This is a genomic window from Gammaproteobacteria bacterium, assembly GCA_013003425.1.
Classification (GTDB): Bacteria; Pseudomonadota; Gammaproteobacteria; order Steroidobacterales; family JABDKV01; genus JABDJB01.
Genome location: JABDJB010000035.1, coordinates 1 through 16,116 on the forward strand (window position 1 = coordinate 1; position 16,116 = coordinate 16,116).

16 protein-coding genes and 1 pseudogene are annotated in these 16,116 nt (G+C 60.7%); 5 read left to right on the forward strand and 12 right to left on the reverse strand.

Annotated features, from left to right (window positions below; genetic code table 11):
* Positions 1–500: 500 nt before the first annotated feature.
* Positions 501–1,133, reverse strand: a complete 633-nt coding sequence (locus HKN06_05325; GenBank protein ID NNF60735.1) for an antitermination protein NusG — start codon at positions 1,131–1,133, stop codon at positions 501–503.
* Positions 1,134–1,208: 75 nt separating this feature from the next.
* Positions 1,209–3,239 carry a thioredoxin domain-containing protein gene (locus HKN06_05330; GenBank protein NNF60736.1) on the reverse strand — a complete coding sequence of 677 codons (2,031 nt, stop codon included), beginning with the start codon at positions 3,237–3,239 and terminating at the stop codon, positions 1,209–1,211.
* A gap of 28 nt (positions 3,240–3,267) precedes the next feature.
* Between HKN06_05330 and HKN06_05335 the strand changes: the two genes are divergently transcribed.
* The 5 genes from HKN06_05335 to HKN06_05355 are packed head-to-tail and all read left to right on the forward strand — an operon-like array spanning position 3,268 to position 7,127.
* Entirely contained in the window at positions 3,268–4,476 is a 1,209-nt protein-coding gene (locus HKN06_05335) for a class I SAM-dependent rRNA methyltransferase (protein ID NNF60737.1), read from the forward strand.
* A 16-nt stretch (positions 4,477–4,492) separates the two neighbouring features.
* On the forward strand, positions 4,493–5,344 hold the full coding sequence (locus tag HKN06_05340) for a prolipoprotein diacylglyceryl transferase (GenBank protein ID NNF60738.1): 852 nt from the start codon (positions 4,493–4,495) through the stop codon (positions 5,342–5,344).
* Positions 5,341–6,135, forward strand: a complete 795-nt coding sequence (gene thyA / locus HKN06_05345) for a thymidylate synthase (GenBank protein ID NNF60739.1) — start codon at positions 5,341–5,343, stop codon at positions 6,133–6,135. Before HKN06_05340 ends, thyA begins: the two co-directional genes overlap by 4 nt.
* Positions 6,136–6,177: 42 nt before the next feature.
* Positions 6,178–6,666: a dihydrofolate reductase gene (locus tag HKN06_05350; GenBank protein ID NNF60740.1), complete on the forward strand. Its 489-nt coding sequence runs from the start codon at positions 6,178–6,180 to the stop codon at positions 6,664–6,666.
* Complete coding sequence (locus tag HKN06_05355; GenBank protein ID NNF60741.1) at positions 6,663–7,127, forward strand: hypothetical protein; 465 nt, start codon at positions 6,663–6,665, stop codon at positions 7,125–7,127. Before HKN06_05350 ends, HKN06_05355 begins: the two co-directional genes overlap by 4 nt.
* Positions 7,128–7,228: 101 nt before the next feature.
* Here the strand turns inward: HKN06_05355 and HKN06_05360 are convergent, their stop codons facing one another.
* The 10 genes and pseudogenes from HKN06_05360 to HKN06_05405 form a co-directional block, all read right to left on the reverse strand.
* A complete protein-coding gene (locus HKN06_05360) occupies positions 7,229–7,432 on the reverse strand; it encodes a cold-shock protein (protein ID NNF60742.1) in 204 nt (67 codons plus the stop codon).
* A 201-nt stretch (positions 7,433–7,633) separates the two neighbouring features.
* Positions 7,634–8,989: an FAD-dependent monooxygenase gene (locus HKN06_05365; protein NNF60743.1), complete on the reverse strand. Its 1,356-nt coding sequence runs from the start codon at positions 8,987–8,989 to the stop codon at positions 7,634–7,636.
* On the reverse strand, positions 8,986–10,257 hold the full coding sequence (gene kynU, locus HKN06_05370; protein NNF60744.1) for a kynureninase: 1,272 nt from the start codon (positions 10,255–10,257) through the stop codon (positions 8,986–8,988). The genes HKN06_05365 and kynU overlap by 4 nt, the downstream gene beginning before the upstream one ends.
* Complete coding sequence (locus HKN06_05375; GenBank protein NNF60745.1) at positions 10,250–11,047, reverse strand: cyclase family protein; 798 nt, start codon at positions 11,045–11,047, stop codon at positions 10,250–10,252. Before HKN06_05375 ends, kynU begins: the two co-directional genes overlap by 8 nt.
* Positions 11,044–12,051 (reverse strand): amidohydrolase, encoded by a 1,008-nt coding sequence (locus HKN06_05380; GenBank protein NNF60746.1) that lies wholly within the window; start codon positions 12,049–12,051, stop codon positions 11,044–11,046. Before HKN06_05380 ends, HKN06_05375 begins: the two co-directional genes overlap by 4 nt.
* Positions 12,052–12,071: 20 nt before the next feature.
* Entirely contained in the window at positions 12,072–12,593 is a 522-nt protein-coding gene (locus HKN06_05385) for a 3-hydroxyanthranilate 3,4-dioxygenase (protein NNF60747.1), read from the reverse strand.
* A gap of 21 nt (positions 12,594–12,614) precedes the next feature.
* A pseudogene (locus HKN06_05390) lies at positions 12,615–13,028 on the reverse strand (RidA family protein).
* Complete coding sequence (locus HKN06_05395; GenBank protein NNF60748.1) at positions 13,021–14,466, reverse strand: aldehyde dehydrogenase; 1,446 nt, start codon at positions 14,464–14,466, stop codon at positions 13,021–13,023. The pseudogene HKN06_05390 and the gene HKN06_05395 overlap by 8 nt, the downstream one beginning before the upstream one ends.
* A 4-nt stretch (positions 14,467–14,470) precedes the next feature.
* Positions 14,471–15,244, reverse strand: coding sequence for an SDR family oxidoreductase (locus HKN06_05400; GenBank protein ID NNF60749.1), 774 nt, complete (start codon positions 15,242–15,244; stop codon positions 14,471–14,473).
* A gap of 30 nt (positions 15,245–15,274) precedes the next feature.
* Positions 15,275–16,111 carry a symmetrical bis(5'-nucleosyl)-tetraphosphatase gene (locus tag HKN06_05405; GenBank protein ID NNF60750.1) on the reverse strand — a complete coding sequence of 279 codons (837 nt, stop codon included), beginning with the start codon at positions 16,109–16,111 and terminating at the stop codon, positions 15,275–15,277.
* Between the last annotated feature and the right edge of the window lie 5 nt (positions 16,112–16,116).

The window sequence follows — 16,116 nt, forward strand, 5'->3', positions numbered from 1 at the left end:
GCGACAGGTTCCTGTGGGAGCGGCTTCCAGCCGCGCCGACCTGCGACAGGTTCCTGTGGGAGCGGCTTCCAGCCGCGCCGACCTGCGACAGGTTCCTGTGGGAGCGGCTTCCAGCCGCGCCGACTTGCGACAGGTTCCTGTGGGAGCGGCTTCCAGCCGCGACGACCTGCGACAGGTTCCTGTGGGAGCGGCTTCCAGCCGCGCCGACTTGCGACAGGTTCCTGTGGGAGCGGCTTCCAGCCGCGACTGCCAGGAACGATGGTTAGCCGCAGTCCTGCAAGACAGTATTCCTTGCCAGTTCCGGCTCCCGGGCTCGCAGTCGCTGACAGGAAACACTGTATTCTCTCCCGCCGCACTGTTACCGACCTGAGAGGCTGTTCGCCGCGGTATTAAGATGGTGCTGTGTGGCAACCAGCGTCGCGGCTGATGATGGGTTGGCAGGGTAGAAGAAGTCGAACCGGCCGGAGCCGGTTCGACGATTACTGATTTGCGATTGTTGCTTACAGGAAATGTACGATCGCAAAAATGACCGCGGTCAGCGCCAGGCTGCTGTGGATCACGCCGACGACTGATTTCATCGGTCCGACTTTGCCGACGATCGCGTTGGCTTCAAGTACCAGTATCACGATGAGGGCGAGCATAAAGCCCAGGTCTGAGAAACTCGGTGCCTGGAAGCCGGCCATGCTGAAGGCGCCATGTTTGGAGCCGAGCATGCCGAACAGCATCGGGCCCGAAAACAACGTATTAGTGCGGGAGGCGAGCAGCGCTTTCGGCCCGGCTTTGCCGGCATCGCCTTCGTTTATGCCAATGACAATTTTCTGTGCCGGCCAGATGATCAGCCATACGTTGAGGAACATGAATATGCCCATCAGTGCGCCGAGCAGGATGTATTGGTTGGCACCCTTGCCGAGCGTCCACAGCAGGTAGACACCGGTCAGGAAGGTGAACATGGCACCCCAGCGGAACCACCACAATGCACGTGGCACCAGCTTCTTGGTGGCATCGGCCTTGGCGCCGGCATCAGCCTCGGCGAAGTACGAGCCCTGTACGAAATTGAAGTAGTACAGCAAGCCAATCCAGGTGATGCCGAACAGGACGTGTCCCCAACGGAACAGAAAATCGATCAGCGCCATCATCATCATTCCCCTTTTGGATGAGTGCAGGCACAGAACAGACGTTGTGCCCGTAGTTCGGGGCGAAAGTTTACCCTAACGGTTTTGGTTGCGCAGTAATTCGTCCAGCCCGGCGCCGGCCGTGCAGGTATGGCCGCGGCACAGATAGGCGAAAATTTCGCCACGTGGCTCGCGTAGCGCCAGTCCGTCAGGCAGGTTTTTTGCGTCGGCCGGTATTGCATAGCACAAACGGTCGGGGCGATAGTCGGAGCGGAGTTGCTGCTGCCAGTGATCCAGTTTTTCCGCGCTGCCGCGCAGCACCAGGATCTCGGGTGGCTGCAGGAAACCTGCCAGCGCATTGACCAGGCTGGCATGCGCCTGCGGATGGTGGCGCATCAGGTCCCAGCCGGCGCGCAGCGTGCGTTCGGCCGCTTCCAGGTATCTTGTTTCGCCGACCAGGTAGCCCAGGCGCAGCAAGCCGCGCGCGGCGACGCCGTTTCCTGCGGGTGTTGCCTGATCGTTCAGCGGGCGGGCGCGATGGAACAGCGCCTCATGATCATCGGCGGTGAAAAAGAAGCCGCCGCGCTCGCCGTCTTCAAAATGTGTCAGCAATAGCTCGGCCAGCGCCAGTGCGAAATTCAGATCTTCGCTGCGCCAGCGGTATTGCAGCAGCTCCAGCAGCGCGTCGATCAGGAAAGCGTGATCATCAAGATAAGCGGGCAGGTTCGCTGTTTCGTCCTTCCATGAGGCAAGCAGACGACCATCGCGCCACAATTCACGACGAATGAAATCAACCGCGCTGGTGGCGGCATCAGCATATGCCGGCTCATCGAGGCTGCGTGCAGCGATGGCCAGCCCGCGGATCATCAGAGCGTTACAGCCGGTAAGGATCTTTTCGTCGCGGTCCGGGCGAACGCGTTGCTCGCGCGCGGCAAGCAGCGCGGCGCGGGCGCGGTCAATGCCTTCGCGGTCTGCTTCTTCGACGGCTTGCGCCTGCCACAAGTGATGCTGTCCCTCAAAATTCGGTTCGTCATCGAGGCCGAAATGCGCTGCCACGTCGGGCCAGTCATCGTTGCCGACAATCTGCCTGGCCTCATCGCCCTGCCAGACGTAATACCGGCCTTCCTCGCCCTCGGAATCGGCATCGAGCGTGGCATAAAAGCCGCCGTTGTCCGACCGCATGTCGCGTAGTACCCAGTCGGCCGTTTCGCGCGCCGTGCGTTGAAACAGCGGCTGGCCGGTGGCCTGCCAGGCCCGCGCACATAGCGCCAGCAGCAAGCCGTTGTCGTAGAGCATTTTTTCAAAGTGTGGTATGCGCCACTTTGCATCGACCGAGTAACGATAAAAGCCGCCACCGAGCTGGTCGTAAATGCCACCACGCGCCATTTGTTCCAGCGTAAACACGGCCATGTGCAGCGCGCGCACGTCGGGCTGGTCATCATCGCGGGTTGTGGACCAGTGTTGCAGCAGCCGTTCGATGCTTGTCGGTTGCGGGAACTTCGGTGCGTCGCCGAATCCGCCGTTGTGCGGGTCGAAGGCCTGCTCCAGCTCACGTCGCGCAGCAGTCAGCGGTGTGTCATCGAGCTGACCGGTCGTGGCATCAGTGTTGTCAATCTGTTTGAACGCATCGGCCATGGACGACTTCTGCTGGCCGATTTCAATGCTGTGATCGCGGTAAAACCCGGCCGCCTTGCGCAGCAGCTCCGGAAAACCGGGCATGCCCTGGCGCGGCTGCGGCGGAAAGTAGGTGCCGGCAAAAAACGGCAGTTTGTCATCTGGATCGATAAATACTGTCAGCGGCCAGCCTCCGGGCCGTTGCGCCAGCAGCTGGTGTGCCGTCTGGTACAGTTGGTCGAGATCGGGCCGCTCTTCACGATCTACCTTCACGTTGACGAATAACTCGTTCATCACCGCTGCGATTTCGTCGTTCTCAAACGACTCGTGCGCCATCACATGACACCAGTGACAGGCGGAATAACCGATGGAAAGCAGCACCGGTTTTCCCGCAGCGCGGGCGGTTGCAAAAGCAGTATCGTCCCAGGGGTGCCAGTCGACCGGATTATCGGCATGCTGCTGCAGGTATGGGCTGGTTTCGCCAGCGAGGCGGTTGTTGGGGTTTGCGGGCATAATCAGCACTATACATTTGGATTTTGCAATGAGCGACCAGCACCAGGACCGGCTGCGGCCACTACGATTGAAGCGACGCGAAGGCCGGCGCCTGCGCGCCGGCCATCTGTGGGTATTCAGCAACGAGATCGACACAGACAGCACACCGCTGCGATTGTTCGAGCCAGGTGATGCTGTTGCCATCCGCGCGGCCGACGGACGTTTTATCGCCAGCGGCTACGTCAATCCGCACTCGCTGATTGCCGCGCGGATTTTGAGCCGCGACCAGAAAATAGTGCCCGGCAAATCGTTGCTTATTCACCGGCTGAAAATTGCACTGTCGCTGCGCGAACGTATCTTCGATCATCCCTGTTACCGGCTGGCGTTTGGCGAGGGCGACCTGCTGCCGGGTCTGGTGGTCGACCGGCATGGCGATGTACTGGTAGCGCAGCTGACCACAGCGGGTATGGAACGAATGAAGGATGACGTACTGGAAGCGCTGCGCAAGGTGCTGCGGCCAGCCGGTGTGTTGTGGAAAAATGATTCTCCTGTGCGTGAGCTGGAGGGGCTGGAGCGCTACGTCGAGCCGGCCTGGGGCGAGGTACCGGAAACGGTAGAGATTCGCGAGGGCAGGGCGCGATTCGAGGTGCCGCTGGCGGGCGGGCAGAAAACCGGTTTCTATTACGACCAGCGACTGAATCGTGAACGGCTGCGGCCTTATGTGCGCGATGCCGATGTGCTGGACGTGTTCTCCTACGTCGGAGCGTTTGGCGTGCACTGCATGAAGCATGGAGCAGCGAGCGTGACGTGTGTCGATTCCTCGGCAACGGCGCTGGAGTACGCAAAGAAAAACGCGCGCACGAATCGCGTGCGAATCGACACGCTGAAGGGCGATGCCGTCGACGTGCTGGCCGGCCTGCGCCGGGAGAGATGCAAATTCGACGTAGTAATTCTTGACCCGCCAGCCTACATAAAGCGCAAAAAAGATATTGACGCCGGACGCGAAGCATATCGCCGGATTATTCAGGCTGGTATGCAGCTGATCGGTCGTGAGGGTTACGTGCTGGTGTGTTCGTGTTCTGCGCACATGGCCGAAGATGAATTGTTGCGCCTGGTGCAGCACAGTGCGCGTCACCTGGATCGTCACGCGCAGTTAATTGAAGCCGGTGGCCAGGGGCCGGATCACCCGGTGCATCCGGCAATACCCGAAACGAGATATCTCAAGGCGCTGCTGTGTCGGATTACCCGGCAGCGGTGATACACTGCGCGCTATCGTGATCCGTTACCCCGACATTGACAAAGTAGCCGTCTCACTGGGCCCGCTGCAGGTGCACTGGTACGGTCTGATGTACGTGTTCGGTTTCATCACGGCATTCATGTTGCTGCGTTACCGGGCCAACAGGGAAAATTCAGGCTGGAGCAAAGAGGCACCGGAAGACCTGGTGTTTTTCGGCATGATCGGGCTGTTTGTCGGCGCGCGACTGTTCTACATGTTTGTGTACGGCTTCGATCAGCTCAAAGAGAATCCGCTGAGCATTTTGAAAGTGTGGGAAGGCGGCATGTCTTTCCATGGCGGGTTGATCGGCGTGATGGTGGCGATGTGGTGGTACGCGCGTAAACACCAGCGTGGCTTTTTCGAGATCACCGATTTTCTCGTTCCAGCTATTCCCCCGGGATTGTTTTTTGGCCGGATGGGTAACTTCATCAACGGCGAACTGTGGGGCAAGACTACGGATGTGCCGTGGGCCTTCTACTACGATGGCACCGCGCGCGAGGACGTTGCAGCAGCTTTTGCCGATGGCCAGGCGCGCCATCCGTCGCAGCTTTACGAGGCCGGTCTCGAGGGCCTGGTGCTGTTCCTTATATTATGGGCGTATTCCTCAAAGCGGCGGCCCACCATGGCGGTGTCCGGTATGTTCCTGTTTTTATATGGGATATTCCGTTTTATTGTCGAATTCATCCGGCTGCCGGACAGCCACATGGGCGAGGGCGGCTACCTGGCATTTGGCTGGCTGACCACCGGTCAGTTGCTCACAGCGCCGATGGTCCTGCTCGGGCTTGCGCTGATCGTTATTGCATACCGTCGCGGCGCTGCACCGCTGCAAGCTGAAAGCAAGACCACATGAAACAGTATCTGGACCTGATGCAACACGTGCTGGAAAACGGCACTGAAAAAACTGACCGCACCGGCACCGGAACGCTGGCAGTGTTTGGTCACCAGATGCGCTTTGACCTGCACGATGGTTTTCCACTGGTTACCACAAAAAAACTGCATCTGCGCTCGATTGTTCACGAGCTGCTGTGGTTCCTGCGTGGCGAGACCAATATCGACTACCTCAAGCGTAATGGCGTGAGCATCTGGGATGAATGGGCCGACGAAAACGGCGACCTCGGCCCCGTCTATGGCGCGCAGTGGCGTTCGTGGCCGGCACGCAACGGTGAGCACATCGACCAGATCGAGCGCGTAGTCTCCCAGCTGCGCACCCAGCCTGACTCGCGTCGGATCATTGTCAGCGCGTGGAACGTGGCTGACCTGGATCGCATGGCTTTGTCGCCATGTCACGCACTGTTCCAGTTCTATGTTGCTGACGGACGGCTTTCGTGTCAGCTCTACCAGCGTAGTGCCGATATTTTTCTCGGAGTGCCATTCAATATCGCGTCGTATTCATTGCTGACCTGCATGCTGGCGCAGCAGTGCGAACTCGAGCCGGGCGAGTTCATCTGGACCGGTGGCGACTGTCACCTGTACAGCAATCACATTGAGCAGGCCAACGAGCAGCTGGCACGCAATCCTTTGCCGCCCCCGCGGCTGGTGATCGAGCGTAAGCCGGCGAGTATTTACGAATACCGCTACGAGGACTTTGTCATCGAGGGTTACCAGTCGCATCCGGCTATCAGGGCGGCCGTGGCGGTCTGATTGGCCTGCGCCGACAACAAGACGCTTTCCATTATTGTTGCCATGACCCACGAGCGGGTCATTGGCCGCGACGGTGGACTGCCCTGGCACCTTCCGGCAGACCTTGGTCACTTCAAGACAACCACAATGGGCAAGCCCATCGTGATGGGTCGCAAAACCTACGAGTCGATCGCTAAGCCCCTGCCCGGACGCCAGAACATTGTGGTCACCCGCAACCCGGACTGGGACGCTGCCGGCGTCACCGCTGTAAATTCGCTCGATGCAGCGATTGCTGCCTGCGGCGAGGCGTCGGAGATCATGATCATCGGTGGCGCGCAGCTCTACGCCGCCGCGTTGTCGCGCGCCGATCGCATGCATATCACCTATGTAGGGCAATCCATCGAAGGTGACACTCATTTCCCGGATATCGACCGGTCAGCATGGCGCATGGTCGAACGCAGCGCGACGCAGTTTCACGGTGGTATCCCGTTTTTCTTTTCCCGCTGGCAGCGCCGGACCGCAACCGTGGCAACCGAGCACAGGAGATCATGATGAATCGAAGCCTGGCTGACTGGCTGGTGCTTGTCCCCGGAGCTGTCCTGCTGATGTACCTGGTGTATGCGCAGGCGATCCCCGCGTTTGACTACGAACTGGGGGTGCGCATGGGCACGCAGGAATCGGCGCAGCAGATAACCCGGGTGGGCGCCGCGTTCTGGTACGGATTCGCATTTGCCGATCTGGTGATTTACATCCCGCTGCTGCTCGCCGGTCTGTATGGCTATTGGCGCGGCAGCGGATGGTGTTTACCGGTCATCGGCGCCGCGCTGGGCATCACCGCATACTGGCCGATCGTTGTACTTGCCGCTGCCGTCGATGCGCGTGGCGTGCCCGGCTGGCAGATCGCAGAGGCGCCTTACTGGGTCGTGTTGCTGCCAGTCTTTCTCTGGGCCCTGTGGTCACTGTGGCAGGTCACGTCTGACGGACGAAATGACGGGGTTTCTGAAACGGTTTAGTTGCCGGCGCTGTTGCGGCGACGGGGCCTTGGCTTTCAGCAATAAAAAAAGCGGCCCGGAGGCCGCTTTCTTCAAGCACCAGGGTTTGGCGCCTGGCCGGCTCAGGCTGCTTCGAGCTTGTCGGCGGCGAGTTTGCCGCGCTCGGTGACAACTTCGTAGCTGACCCGCTGGCCTTCGTTCAGCGTATCCATGCCTGCGCGTTGAACGGCGCTGACGTGTACAAATACGTCTTTGCTGCCGTCTTCCGGCGCGATGAACCCAAAACCCTTGGTGGGGTTGAAAAATTTAACTGTTCCAATAGCCATTCTGGCCTCCATATCAAAATCGCGCGCTAATCGGGCGCGTAACGAACAACTCAGAAGGGTAGTCTTTGAAACGTGCCCGGAACCGGGCGGTAGCAGGGAGGCATCCATAACGTAAGTCGCGCGAGGATAATGCCTCATTGGCGGCCGGAATTCAATGCATTTTTGTCAGGAATTGCAATCGCATGGATCCCCCGGGCGTCTCTACAGCCGGGCGTCAATCAGCTCACCGGCCTGGTTGTAGTCGATATGGTCGAGGCTGGCGGCGTCGCCGATCAGTTCGTCAAGGATGCCCTGCTGGATTACGCCACGGCGCCTGGCCTCGGCATAGGGGACATGGTGGAACATCACCAGGGAATAGCGCGGGACGAAGGCCTCGGGGAAACGCCGCTCCAGTTCCCAGGCGAGCTGTTTTTTCAGGTGAAAACGGGGGTCGCGGACGGTGTCGCGCATCTCTATGTAGTTCTCCAGCGCCATAGCTGCAATGGCGTCGGCATTGGGCTTGCGGCGTTCCTCGAACTCGGCAAACACCCGCTCCCAGCCGCGCGGGCCTGGCGCGCCCATCGTCTCCAGGCACTGGTCGAGTTCGAAGCAGTCCTCGAAGGCGCAGTTCATGCCCTGGCCGTGGAACGGCACGATGCCATGTGCCGCGTCGCCCAGCAGGAGGAAGCGGCCGCCGACGCGCCACGGCTGGCAGTAAATTGTGCCCATGGCCCCGGTCGGGTTAGCGAAAAAGTCAGTGGCAAGCTCGGGCATCAGCTCCAGTGCGTCCGGGAACTGTTCGCGGAAAAAGGCCTCGACCGCATCGGCATCGGTCAGTGAGGAAAAGCCGGGCTCCCCCTCCCGTGCCAGAAACAGGGTTACCGTGAAACTGCCGTCGAGGTTGGGCAGCGCGATCAGCATGTAGTCACCGCGCGGCCAGATATGCAGCGCGTTGGCGTCGATGCGATGCCCGCCGGACTCCGCTGCCGGTATTTCCAGTTCCTTGTAGGCGTGTTCGAGATAATCCTCGCGCGAGCTGTAGCCGGGCAGTTTTGACATCTGCCGGCGCACGATGGAGCCGGCGCCGTCGGCCGCAATCACGGGTGTGCGTTCCAGCACGTACTGGCGGCCGCTGTCGCTTTCCTTCATACGCACACTGCCGCTGCAAAGATCAGCCGCCATGACGCGATGGCCAAAATGGAAGTTCACCCCGTACTGGTGTTCTGCGGTATTGAGCAGCAGCTCATTCAGCCCGCCGCGCGAGATCGAATAGATTACTTCGTCGTCTGTCTTGCCATAGGGCTGCAATGCCTGCTGCCCGTCCACGGCGTGCAGCATGCGCCCGCGCATGGTGATGACCAGTTCCCTGACAGCTTTGTACAGCCCGACTTCGCGCAGCGCGCGGATGCCACGGTTGGCCAGCGCCAGGTTGATCGAGCGTCCGGCCGGGATTTCTGTGCTGCGCATGTCCGGGCGCGCCTCGTAAACGTCAACTTCGTAGCCGCGGCGTGCCAGGTAGACTGCCAGGAGTGAGCCCGCCAGACCTGCACCGAGGATAGTGACGCGTTCGCGGCTCATGCCGTCAACAGTTCCTCGAGGATTTGAACAAAGTGATAGACGTCGGTGTAGCGGTTGTACAGAGGTACCGGGGCGACGCGGATGACGTCCGGCTCGCGCCAGTCGCACAGTACGCCACGCTCAACCAGTTTTTCCTGCGTATCCTTGCCAAGTTCAGGCTGGCGCAGTCGCAGCGACAGCTGGCAGCCGCGTGCATGTTCCGGCGTGATGACCTCGATATGCCGGTCAAGCTTTTGCGCTATAAGCCATGCGAGGTAACCGGTCAAAGCGTTTGATTTATTTAATAAAGCCTGCATGCCAACCTGGTCAAAAATCTCCAGCGAGGCAAGCACCGGAGCCATCGAAAGGATCGGCGGGTTGCTGATCTGCCAGCCCTCGGCGCCGGGTATGGGATTGAAATCCGGGCCCATGCGGAAGCGGCTGGACTTGTCGTGGCCCCACCAGCCGGCGAAGCGCGGCAGCGACTTGTCGCTGGCATAGCGTTCGTGTACGTAGGCGCCGGCAATGGCGCCGGGACCGGCATTGAGATATTTGTAGGTGCACCAGGCGGCAAAATCGACGTTCCAGTCGTGCAGCGCCAGTTCGATGTTGCCGGCAGCATGGGCCAGATCGAAACCGACCTTGCAGCCCTGCTGCCGGGCGAGTTTTGTAATCGCTGCCATGTCCAGAACCTGGCCGGAGTAATACTGCACGCCAGGCAGCAGGATCAGCGCAATCTCCCTGCCGTGCTGTTCGATGGTGTCGGCAATATCTTCGTCACGCAGGTGATGCTCATTGGCACGCGGCGCGATCTCGATCAGGTGTTCGGCAGGATCCAGCCCATGAAAGCGCAGCTGCGACACGACGGCATAACGATCAGAGGGAAAAGCGGGTTTCTCAATCAGGATCCTGGTACGAGTGCCGGCCGGGCGATAAAAGCTGACCATCAGCAGGTGCAGGTTGACCGTCAGCGTGTTCATGCACACCACTTCCGTCTCGCCGGCACCGACCAGCCGTCCGCTCAGGCCGGTGAGCTGTTCGTGATAGGGCATCCACGGTCGGCGGCCGTGAAAATGGCCTTCAACGCCAAACTTTGCCCAGTCTTCCAGTTCCTCGACCACGTACAGGCCGGCGCGTACCGGCTGCAAGCCGAGCGAGTTGCCCGCGAGGTAGATGGTCTTTGTGCCCTGGGTGTCGAGCGGGAAATGAAACTGCTCACGGTACGCAGCAAGTGCATCGTGACGGTCCTGTGCCTGCGCCCAGGCAATGTGGTCGCGGTAATCAGTCACGGCTCACCCGGTGCAGCAGAGGGCGGCTTGGTGCAGCATCGCTGACGAATGGCGCAATCTGCAGGTCGAGCAAATACAGGCCGTCGACGACTTCATCCGGCACAAAAACCAGTTCAGTAATGGTTGCCTGGGGCCGGGACGCGTTCTCGATCGAGCGGCTGCCGGGTGGCAGGCCCCAGAAGGCGCGGTGGGCAGCCAGCCGATCATCGTCGAGCCGGTCGACCGACGGAGTGTCGACCAGCAGATGCTGCACGCCTCGCTCGACCAGAAGGTCCATAGCATCAATGCTGAAATAGGGCGTGCTCCCGGAGCGCCATTCTCGTTCGCGCTTGTCACTGTCATTGGGCAGCGTGCGTATCACCAGCGCATCGGGCGCATCACCGAGCAGCGGTTCCAGCGCGGCTCGCGTGATCAGCCGGTCCGGCTTGTGAGCATGCAAAGTCGCCGTTTCGCCCGGATTTTGCACTGGCTCTACAGTGACTACTGCTGCGACGTAGAGCGGTGCGGTAGCCAGCGTGTTTACCGCAACGCGCTCGGTCGTCAGATGACCGACGCACTCGGTATGGGTGCCATTACAGTGCGGGATGAAATCGACATGGTCAGCGTTACAGCTGCCGCCCAGGCGCGTGTCGCCGATGAAGTCGCCGGCATGCATCGGCCGGGCGCTGGCAGATTCGGCGCCAAAAAATCCTGGCTGCGGCCCGTCGAACCGCAACGGTATTGATATGTCTGCCGGCGTGCCGGATGCCGCAAAGTCCTGGCCGTTGTGGTGTAGCACTATCTTGCTCAAAGGAAGCGCTCCTGGTCGAGATTCAGCCAGCGCAGCGCGGTGCCGTGCAGCAGCCGGGCGCGCACGTCCTTGCTCAGCGCCATCGCATCAATCATCGCGCCGGGGCGGTGCTCGCCCAGCGGAAACGGGTAATCGCTGCCCAGCGCAATGTTTTCGGCGCCCATCAGCTTGATCATGTAATCGAGCACATTCGGGTCGTGCACCAGCGAATCGACGACAAAACGTCCCAGGTATTCGCGCGGGTTGGTGGTGTTGTTCACCGCCACCAGGTCGGGTCGCACGTTGTAGCCGTGCTCGATACGGCCGAGCGAGGCCGGAAAGCTGCCGCCGCCATGGGCGAAGGCGATACGCAGGTTCGGCAGCCGTTCGAAAACGCCGCCAAAAATCATCGAGCAGATCGACAGCGCGGTCTCGGCCGGCATCCCGACGAGCCATGGCAGCCAGTAGCGGCTCATGCGGTCGCGGCCAAGCATTTCCCACGGGTGGACAAAAATGGCCGCGCCGAGTTCGGCGGCCGCGGCAAAAAACGGAAACAGCGAAGGATCGTCGAGGTTGTAGCCATTAACATGCGTGCCGATTTCTATGCCTGCCAGGCCGAGTTCGTTGACGCAGCGTTCCATCTCGCGAATTGCCAGGTCGGCATCCTGCATCGGTACCGTGCCCAGTCCGACAAAGCGTTTTGGCTGCTCGCTCACCAGCCCGGCGATGTGGTCATTCAGCAACTTCGACAGGTCCAGCGTGTCTTCCGGGCGCGCCCAGTAGGAAAACATAATTGGCACTGTGGACAGCACCTGTACGTGAACACCGGTTTCGTCGCATTCGCGCAGGCGTTCGGCCGGATCCCATGTGTTTTGCTTTACTTCACGGAAAAACTTGCCGTCGCTGAGCATGTGGGCGCAGCCGGGGCCCTTGTGTTCCAGCGCCACGAACCCGCCATAGCCATAGCGCTCCTTCAGGTCCGGCCAGTTTTCCGGCAGGACATGGGTATGGATATCGATGCGCAACAGCCCGGATAGCGCCATGATCAGGACTCGGGACGCTCCATCACGTCACCGCAGCGTTGGCAGGTGCGATGTTCGCGATTCGAGAAAAATCGTTCGAACAGCGGCGGTAGCTGGGTGACGATGTTTTCCAGCTGCAGGTATTCCTCGTAGAGCAGCTCGTTGCAGTTTTCGCAGTACCACATGAAGCCGTCCTTTTCTCCGGGGCGCCGCTGCCTTTCAATGACCAGACCGGCAGTATCGGCGAAGCGCTGTGGCGAGTGCGGGATACGTGGCGGAAGCAGGAAGATCTCGCCCTCCCTGATCGGGATGTCGACGGCTTTGCCATCCTGCATGGTTTTAAGCAGCATTTCGCCTTCGAGCTGGTAGAAAAATTCCTCGCCCTCGTCGTAGTGATAGTCCTTACGCGAGTTTGGTCCACCGACAACCATGACGATAAATTCTGCATCCTCGTACACCTGCTGGTTGCAAACCGGCGGTCGCAGCAGGTTGCGATGTTCGTCGATCCACTGCATCAGGTTGAACGGTGCCTTTACAGCTTTCATGCCTGCTCCCGGTGCCTGGTTGATAGTTGCCACGCATTTCAGCTCAATCGCAATTGGCGTCGGCAGCCGGCTGATCTCGACTGTCGTACGGCATGGCTGGTTGTCTTTGAAATACTCGGCGTAGATGCGGTTGTAGGTGTCGAAATCGCGCTCGATATCGGTCAGGAACACCGTTACGTCCACGAGGTTTTGCCAATCCGAGCCGGCTGCTTTGAGCACGCTGCGTATGTTGGCAAAAACCGAATGACACTGGGCTTCAATATCGTAATCGACGACACGGCCGTCATCGTCCAGCGTCACGCCGGGTATGCCTTCGCCATCGACCGAGCGCGGGCCGATGCCCGACAGGTACAGCAGGTCACCGACCCGGCGAGCATGCGGATATGCGCCGACCGGCGGCGGTGCGTCAGCGGCATGAATGACCCGTCTAGCCATACTGGATACAGACGTTTTTCGGCTCAGTAAAAAAGCGCATCGATTCGAAGCCGCCTTCGCGACCCATGCCGGATTGTTTCATGCCGCCCATCGGCGTGCGCAGGTCGCGCACCATCCAGGTATTGACCCAGATCAGCCCGGCCTCGATGTGTCGCGCCAGCCGCAGGCAGCGACCTACGTCGCTGCTCCAGATAGACGCAGCAAGCCCGTAGCTGGTCTGGTTGGCCAGCGCCACGGCTTCGTCCTCGCTGTCGAATGCCTGCAGCGTCGTTACCGGGCCAAAGATCTCCTCCTGGTTGGTGGCGCAGGCAGGGCCGAGCCCATCGACCACGGTCGGCGCGACAAACCAGCCGTCGGCGCAGCGTCCGGGAACCGCAACCGGTTCGCCGCCACAGAGTATCTCGCCACCCTCCCGGCGCGCCTGCTCGATACAGCCGAGGACCTTTTCCATATGGGCCTGTGAAATCAGCGCGCCCTGTTCGGTGGCCGGGTCGTTTGGGTCGCCGACTTTCAGTCGCGCAGCGCGCTGTACAAATTCGTCACGGAAGCGATCGTAGATGCTGCGTTCCACCAGGATGCGTGAACCGCACAGGCACACTTCACCCTGGTTGGTAAACGCCGCCCGCAGCGCGCCGGCCATGGTCTGGTCCCAGTCGCAGTCAGCGAATACCAGCGTCGGGTTCTTGCCACCCATCTCCAGCGACAGTTTCTTGAAGCTGCCGGCCGTAGTGCGCTGGATCTGTTCACCGGTGCGGGTGCCGCCGGTGAATGAGATGGCGGCGATTTGCGGTGCTTCAACCAGCAGCTGGCCGATCCCGGCACCGTAACCGTGCACGATGTTCAGCACGCCGGGCGGAAAATCAGCCAGATTGAGCAGGCGACTGAACAGGTAAGCCGTCATTGGCGTCAGTTCCGACGGTTTGGCCACCACCGTGTTACCGGCGGCCAGGGCCGGAGCGATTTTCCACGACAGCAGGTACAGCGGCAGGTTCCACGGCGAGATGCAGCCAATCACGCCAAGCGGTGCCCGCAGGGTGTAGTTGATCGCACCCTGTTCCATCGGGTGTGCTTCGGTGGCGAAGTGCTCAGCAGCACCGGCATAAAACCTGAGGTTGGCCGAGACTCTGGGTATATCAACCGTGGACGCCATGTGCAGTGGCTTGCCGGTATCGATCGATTCGGCTTCAGCGAACTCATCGGCCCGCTGCTCGACCAGATCGGCCAGCTTGTTCAGCAGCAGACCGCGTTGTGCGCCCGGTGTCGCCGACCAGTCCGGAAATGCCGCCTGCGCAGCAGCGAGCGCGGCGTCGAGGTCGGTGTCACCGGAGTCGGGCGCCTGTGCATAGGTGTTACCGGTTGCCGGCTCAAAAACGTCGAGCCAGTCATCGGCTGCGGGTGAGCTGACTTCGCCGTTAATGTAATTGTAGATTTTTTCCATGGTGTTACTGACTGCGGGTGCGGCCGCCGTCGACGGGCAGGTTTATTCCATTGACGTAGGCTGCTTCGTCGGAGGCAAGGAAAGCCACTGCGGCAGCGATCTCGGCCGGTTCGGCAAAGCGACCCACCGGGACTTCGGCGCGCCGCAGTTCGATGATTTCATCGACTGTTCGCTCGGCACGTTGTGCCTGGTGTGCAAAAATCTGCTGCAGGCGTTCGGTATCAGTGTAACCGGGCAGTACGTTGTTAACCGTTATGCCGTGCGGCCCCAGTTCGCGGGCCAGTGTCTTGGCCCAGCCGGCAACCGCTGCCCGGATAGTATTGGAAACACCCAGCCCGGCAATGGGTTCTTTCACCGAAGTTGAAATGATGTTGACGATGCGACCGTGCCGCACCTGTTTCATGCCAGGCAATAACGCCTGCAGCAGCACCTGGTTGGCGACGAGGTGCTGGCGAAACGCGGCGAGGTAGCTGTCCGGATCGGCCTCGGCCGCGCTGCCGGGTGGCGGACCGCCGGAATTGTTGATCAGCACCGTGTAGGGGCGCCGTCTGCTTTTCTCGCTGATCATCTTGCCAAGCGCGGTGCTGTCGGCTACATCGATGGCGACGAAATCGTGGCTGGAGGAATTGGCCAGCCCCGCGGCTACATCGTGTAGTGCACTCTCATTACGCGCCAGCAGGGTGAGGCAAAAGCCGTCTGCTGCCAGCCGCTGTGCAACGGCGGCGCCGATGCCGCGGCTTGCGCCGCAAACCAGTGCGTGCCGGTCCTCATTGCTCATTGCAGCTTCCTGCGACCCGAAAGCCCCATGTTAGCGCGACTTGCTGCCGGGAACATTCTGGTAGGCCGAGCACAGTACGGTGATGCGCTCTTTTGGCTGGTCCAGCGGCATGGCGCTGAGCCTGCCGCCCCAGACGCAGCCGCTGTCCAGTCCGTAGACGCCGGCGTCCTCTATATCGCCCAGCGTGGACCAGTGGCCGAAAATGACCGGCGCGCCGGACGTGTTACGACCGGGTACGCGGAACCAGGGCAGGTAGCCCGCAGGTTCGGTTCCTGGCGAGCCTTTAGCGTCAAGCTGCATCCTGCCGTCGGCATCACAGTAACGCAGCCGTGTCAGCGCGTTGACGATGCAGCGTAACCGTGCCGTTCCGGTCAGTGTATCGCTCCATGCTGCTGGCTCGTCACCGTACATGTCGCGAAGAAAATCATCGCACCGGTCACTGCGCAGGGTGCTTTCCACTTCGGCGGCGCAATGCAGTGTCTGGGTTATATCCCACTGTGGCAGCACGCCCGCGTGTACCATCAGGAAACCGGACTGGTAGATTGCCAGTGGACGACTGCGCAACCAGTCGGTCAGTTCATCGCAATCGGGTGCGGCCAGCACCGCACCCAGCGTGTCGCGCTTCTTCTGTTTCGCGTGTCCTGCGTGCACCGCAAGCAGGTGCAGGTCGTGGTTGCCCAACACACACAAGGCGCGTTCACCGAGTTCTTTTACCAGCCGCAGCGTAGCCAGCGAATCCGGCCCGCGATTGACCAGGTCGCCGGTAAACCACAGGCGGTCATGCTCAGGATCGAATGCCAGTTTTTCGAGGAGCTGCACGAGCGGGGTGTGGCAACCCTGGATGTCGCCAATCGCATAGTCAGTCATCGTGT

Coding starts and splice junctions, on each gene's coding strand:
- HKN06_05385 (NNF60747.1), bottom strand. CDS start 12,593: ATGAAAGCTGTAAAGGCACCGTTCAACCTGATGCAGTGGATCGACGAA.
- HKN06_05395 (NNF60748.1), bottom strand. CDS start 14,466: ATGGAAAAAATCTACAATTACATTAACGGCGAAGTCAGCTCACCCGCA.
- HKN06_05325 (NNF60735.1), bottom strand. CDS start 1,133: ATGGCGCTGATCGATTTTCTGTTCCGTTGGGGACACGTCCTGTTCGGC.
- HKN06_05335 (NNF60737.1), top strand. CDS start 3,268: ATGAGCGACCAGCACCAGGACCGGCTGCGGCCACTACGATTGAAGCGA.
- thyA (NNF60739.1), top strand. CDS start 5,341: ATGAAACAGTATCTGGACCTGATGCAACACGTGCTGGAAAACGGCACT.
- HKN06_05355 (NNF60741.1), top strand. CDS start 6,663: ATGATGAATCGAAGCCTGGCTGACTGGCTGGTGCTTGTCCCCGGAGCT.
- HKN06_05365 (NNF60743.1), bottom strand. CDS start 8,989: ATGAGCCGCGAACGCGTCACTATCCTCGGTGCAGGTCTGGCGGGCTCA.
- HKN06_05350 (NNF60740.1), top strand. CDS start 6,178: ATGACCCACGAGCGGGTCATTGGCCGCGACGGTGGACTGCCCTGGCAC.
- HKN06_05330 (NNF60736.1), bottom strand. CDS start 3,239: ATGCCCGCAAACCCCAACAACCGCCTCGCTGGCGAAACCAGCCCATAC.
- HKN06_05360 (NNF60742.1), bottom strand. CDS start 7,432: ATGGCTATTGGAACAGTTAAATTTTTCAACCCCACCAAGGGTTTTGGG.
- HKN06_05405 (NNF60750.1), bottom strand. CDS start 16,111: ATGACTGACTATGCGATTGGCGACATCCAGGGTTGCCACACCCCGCTC.
- HKN06_05400 (NNF60749.1), bottom strand. CDS start 15,244: ATGAGCAATGAGGACCGGCACGCACTGGTTTGCGGCGCAAGCCGCGGC.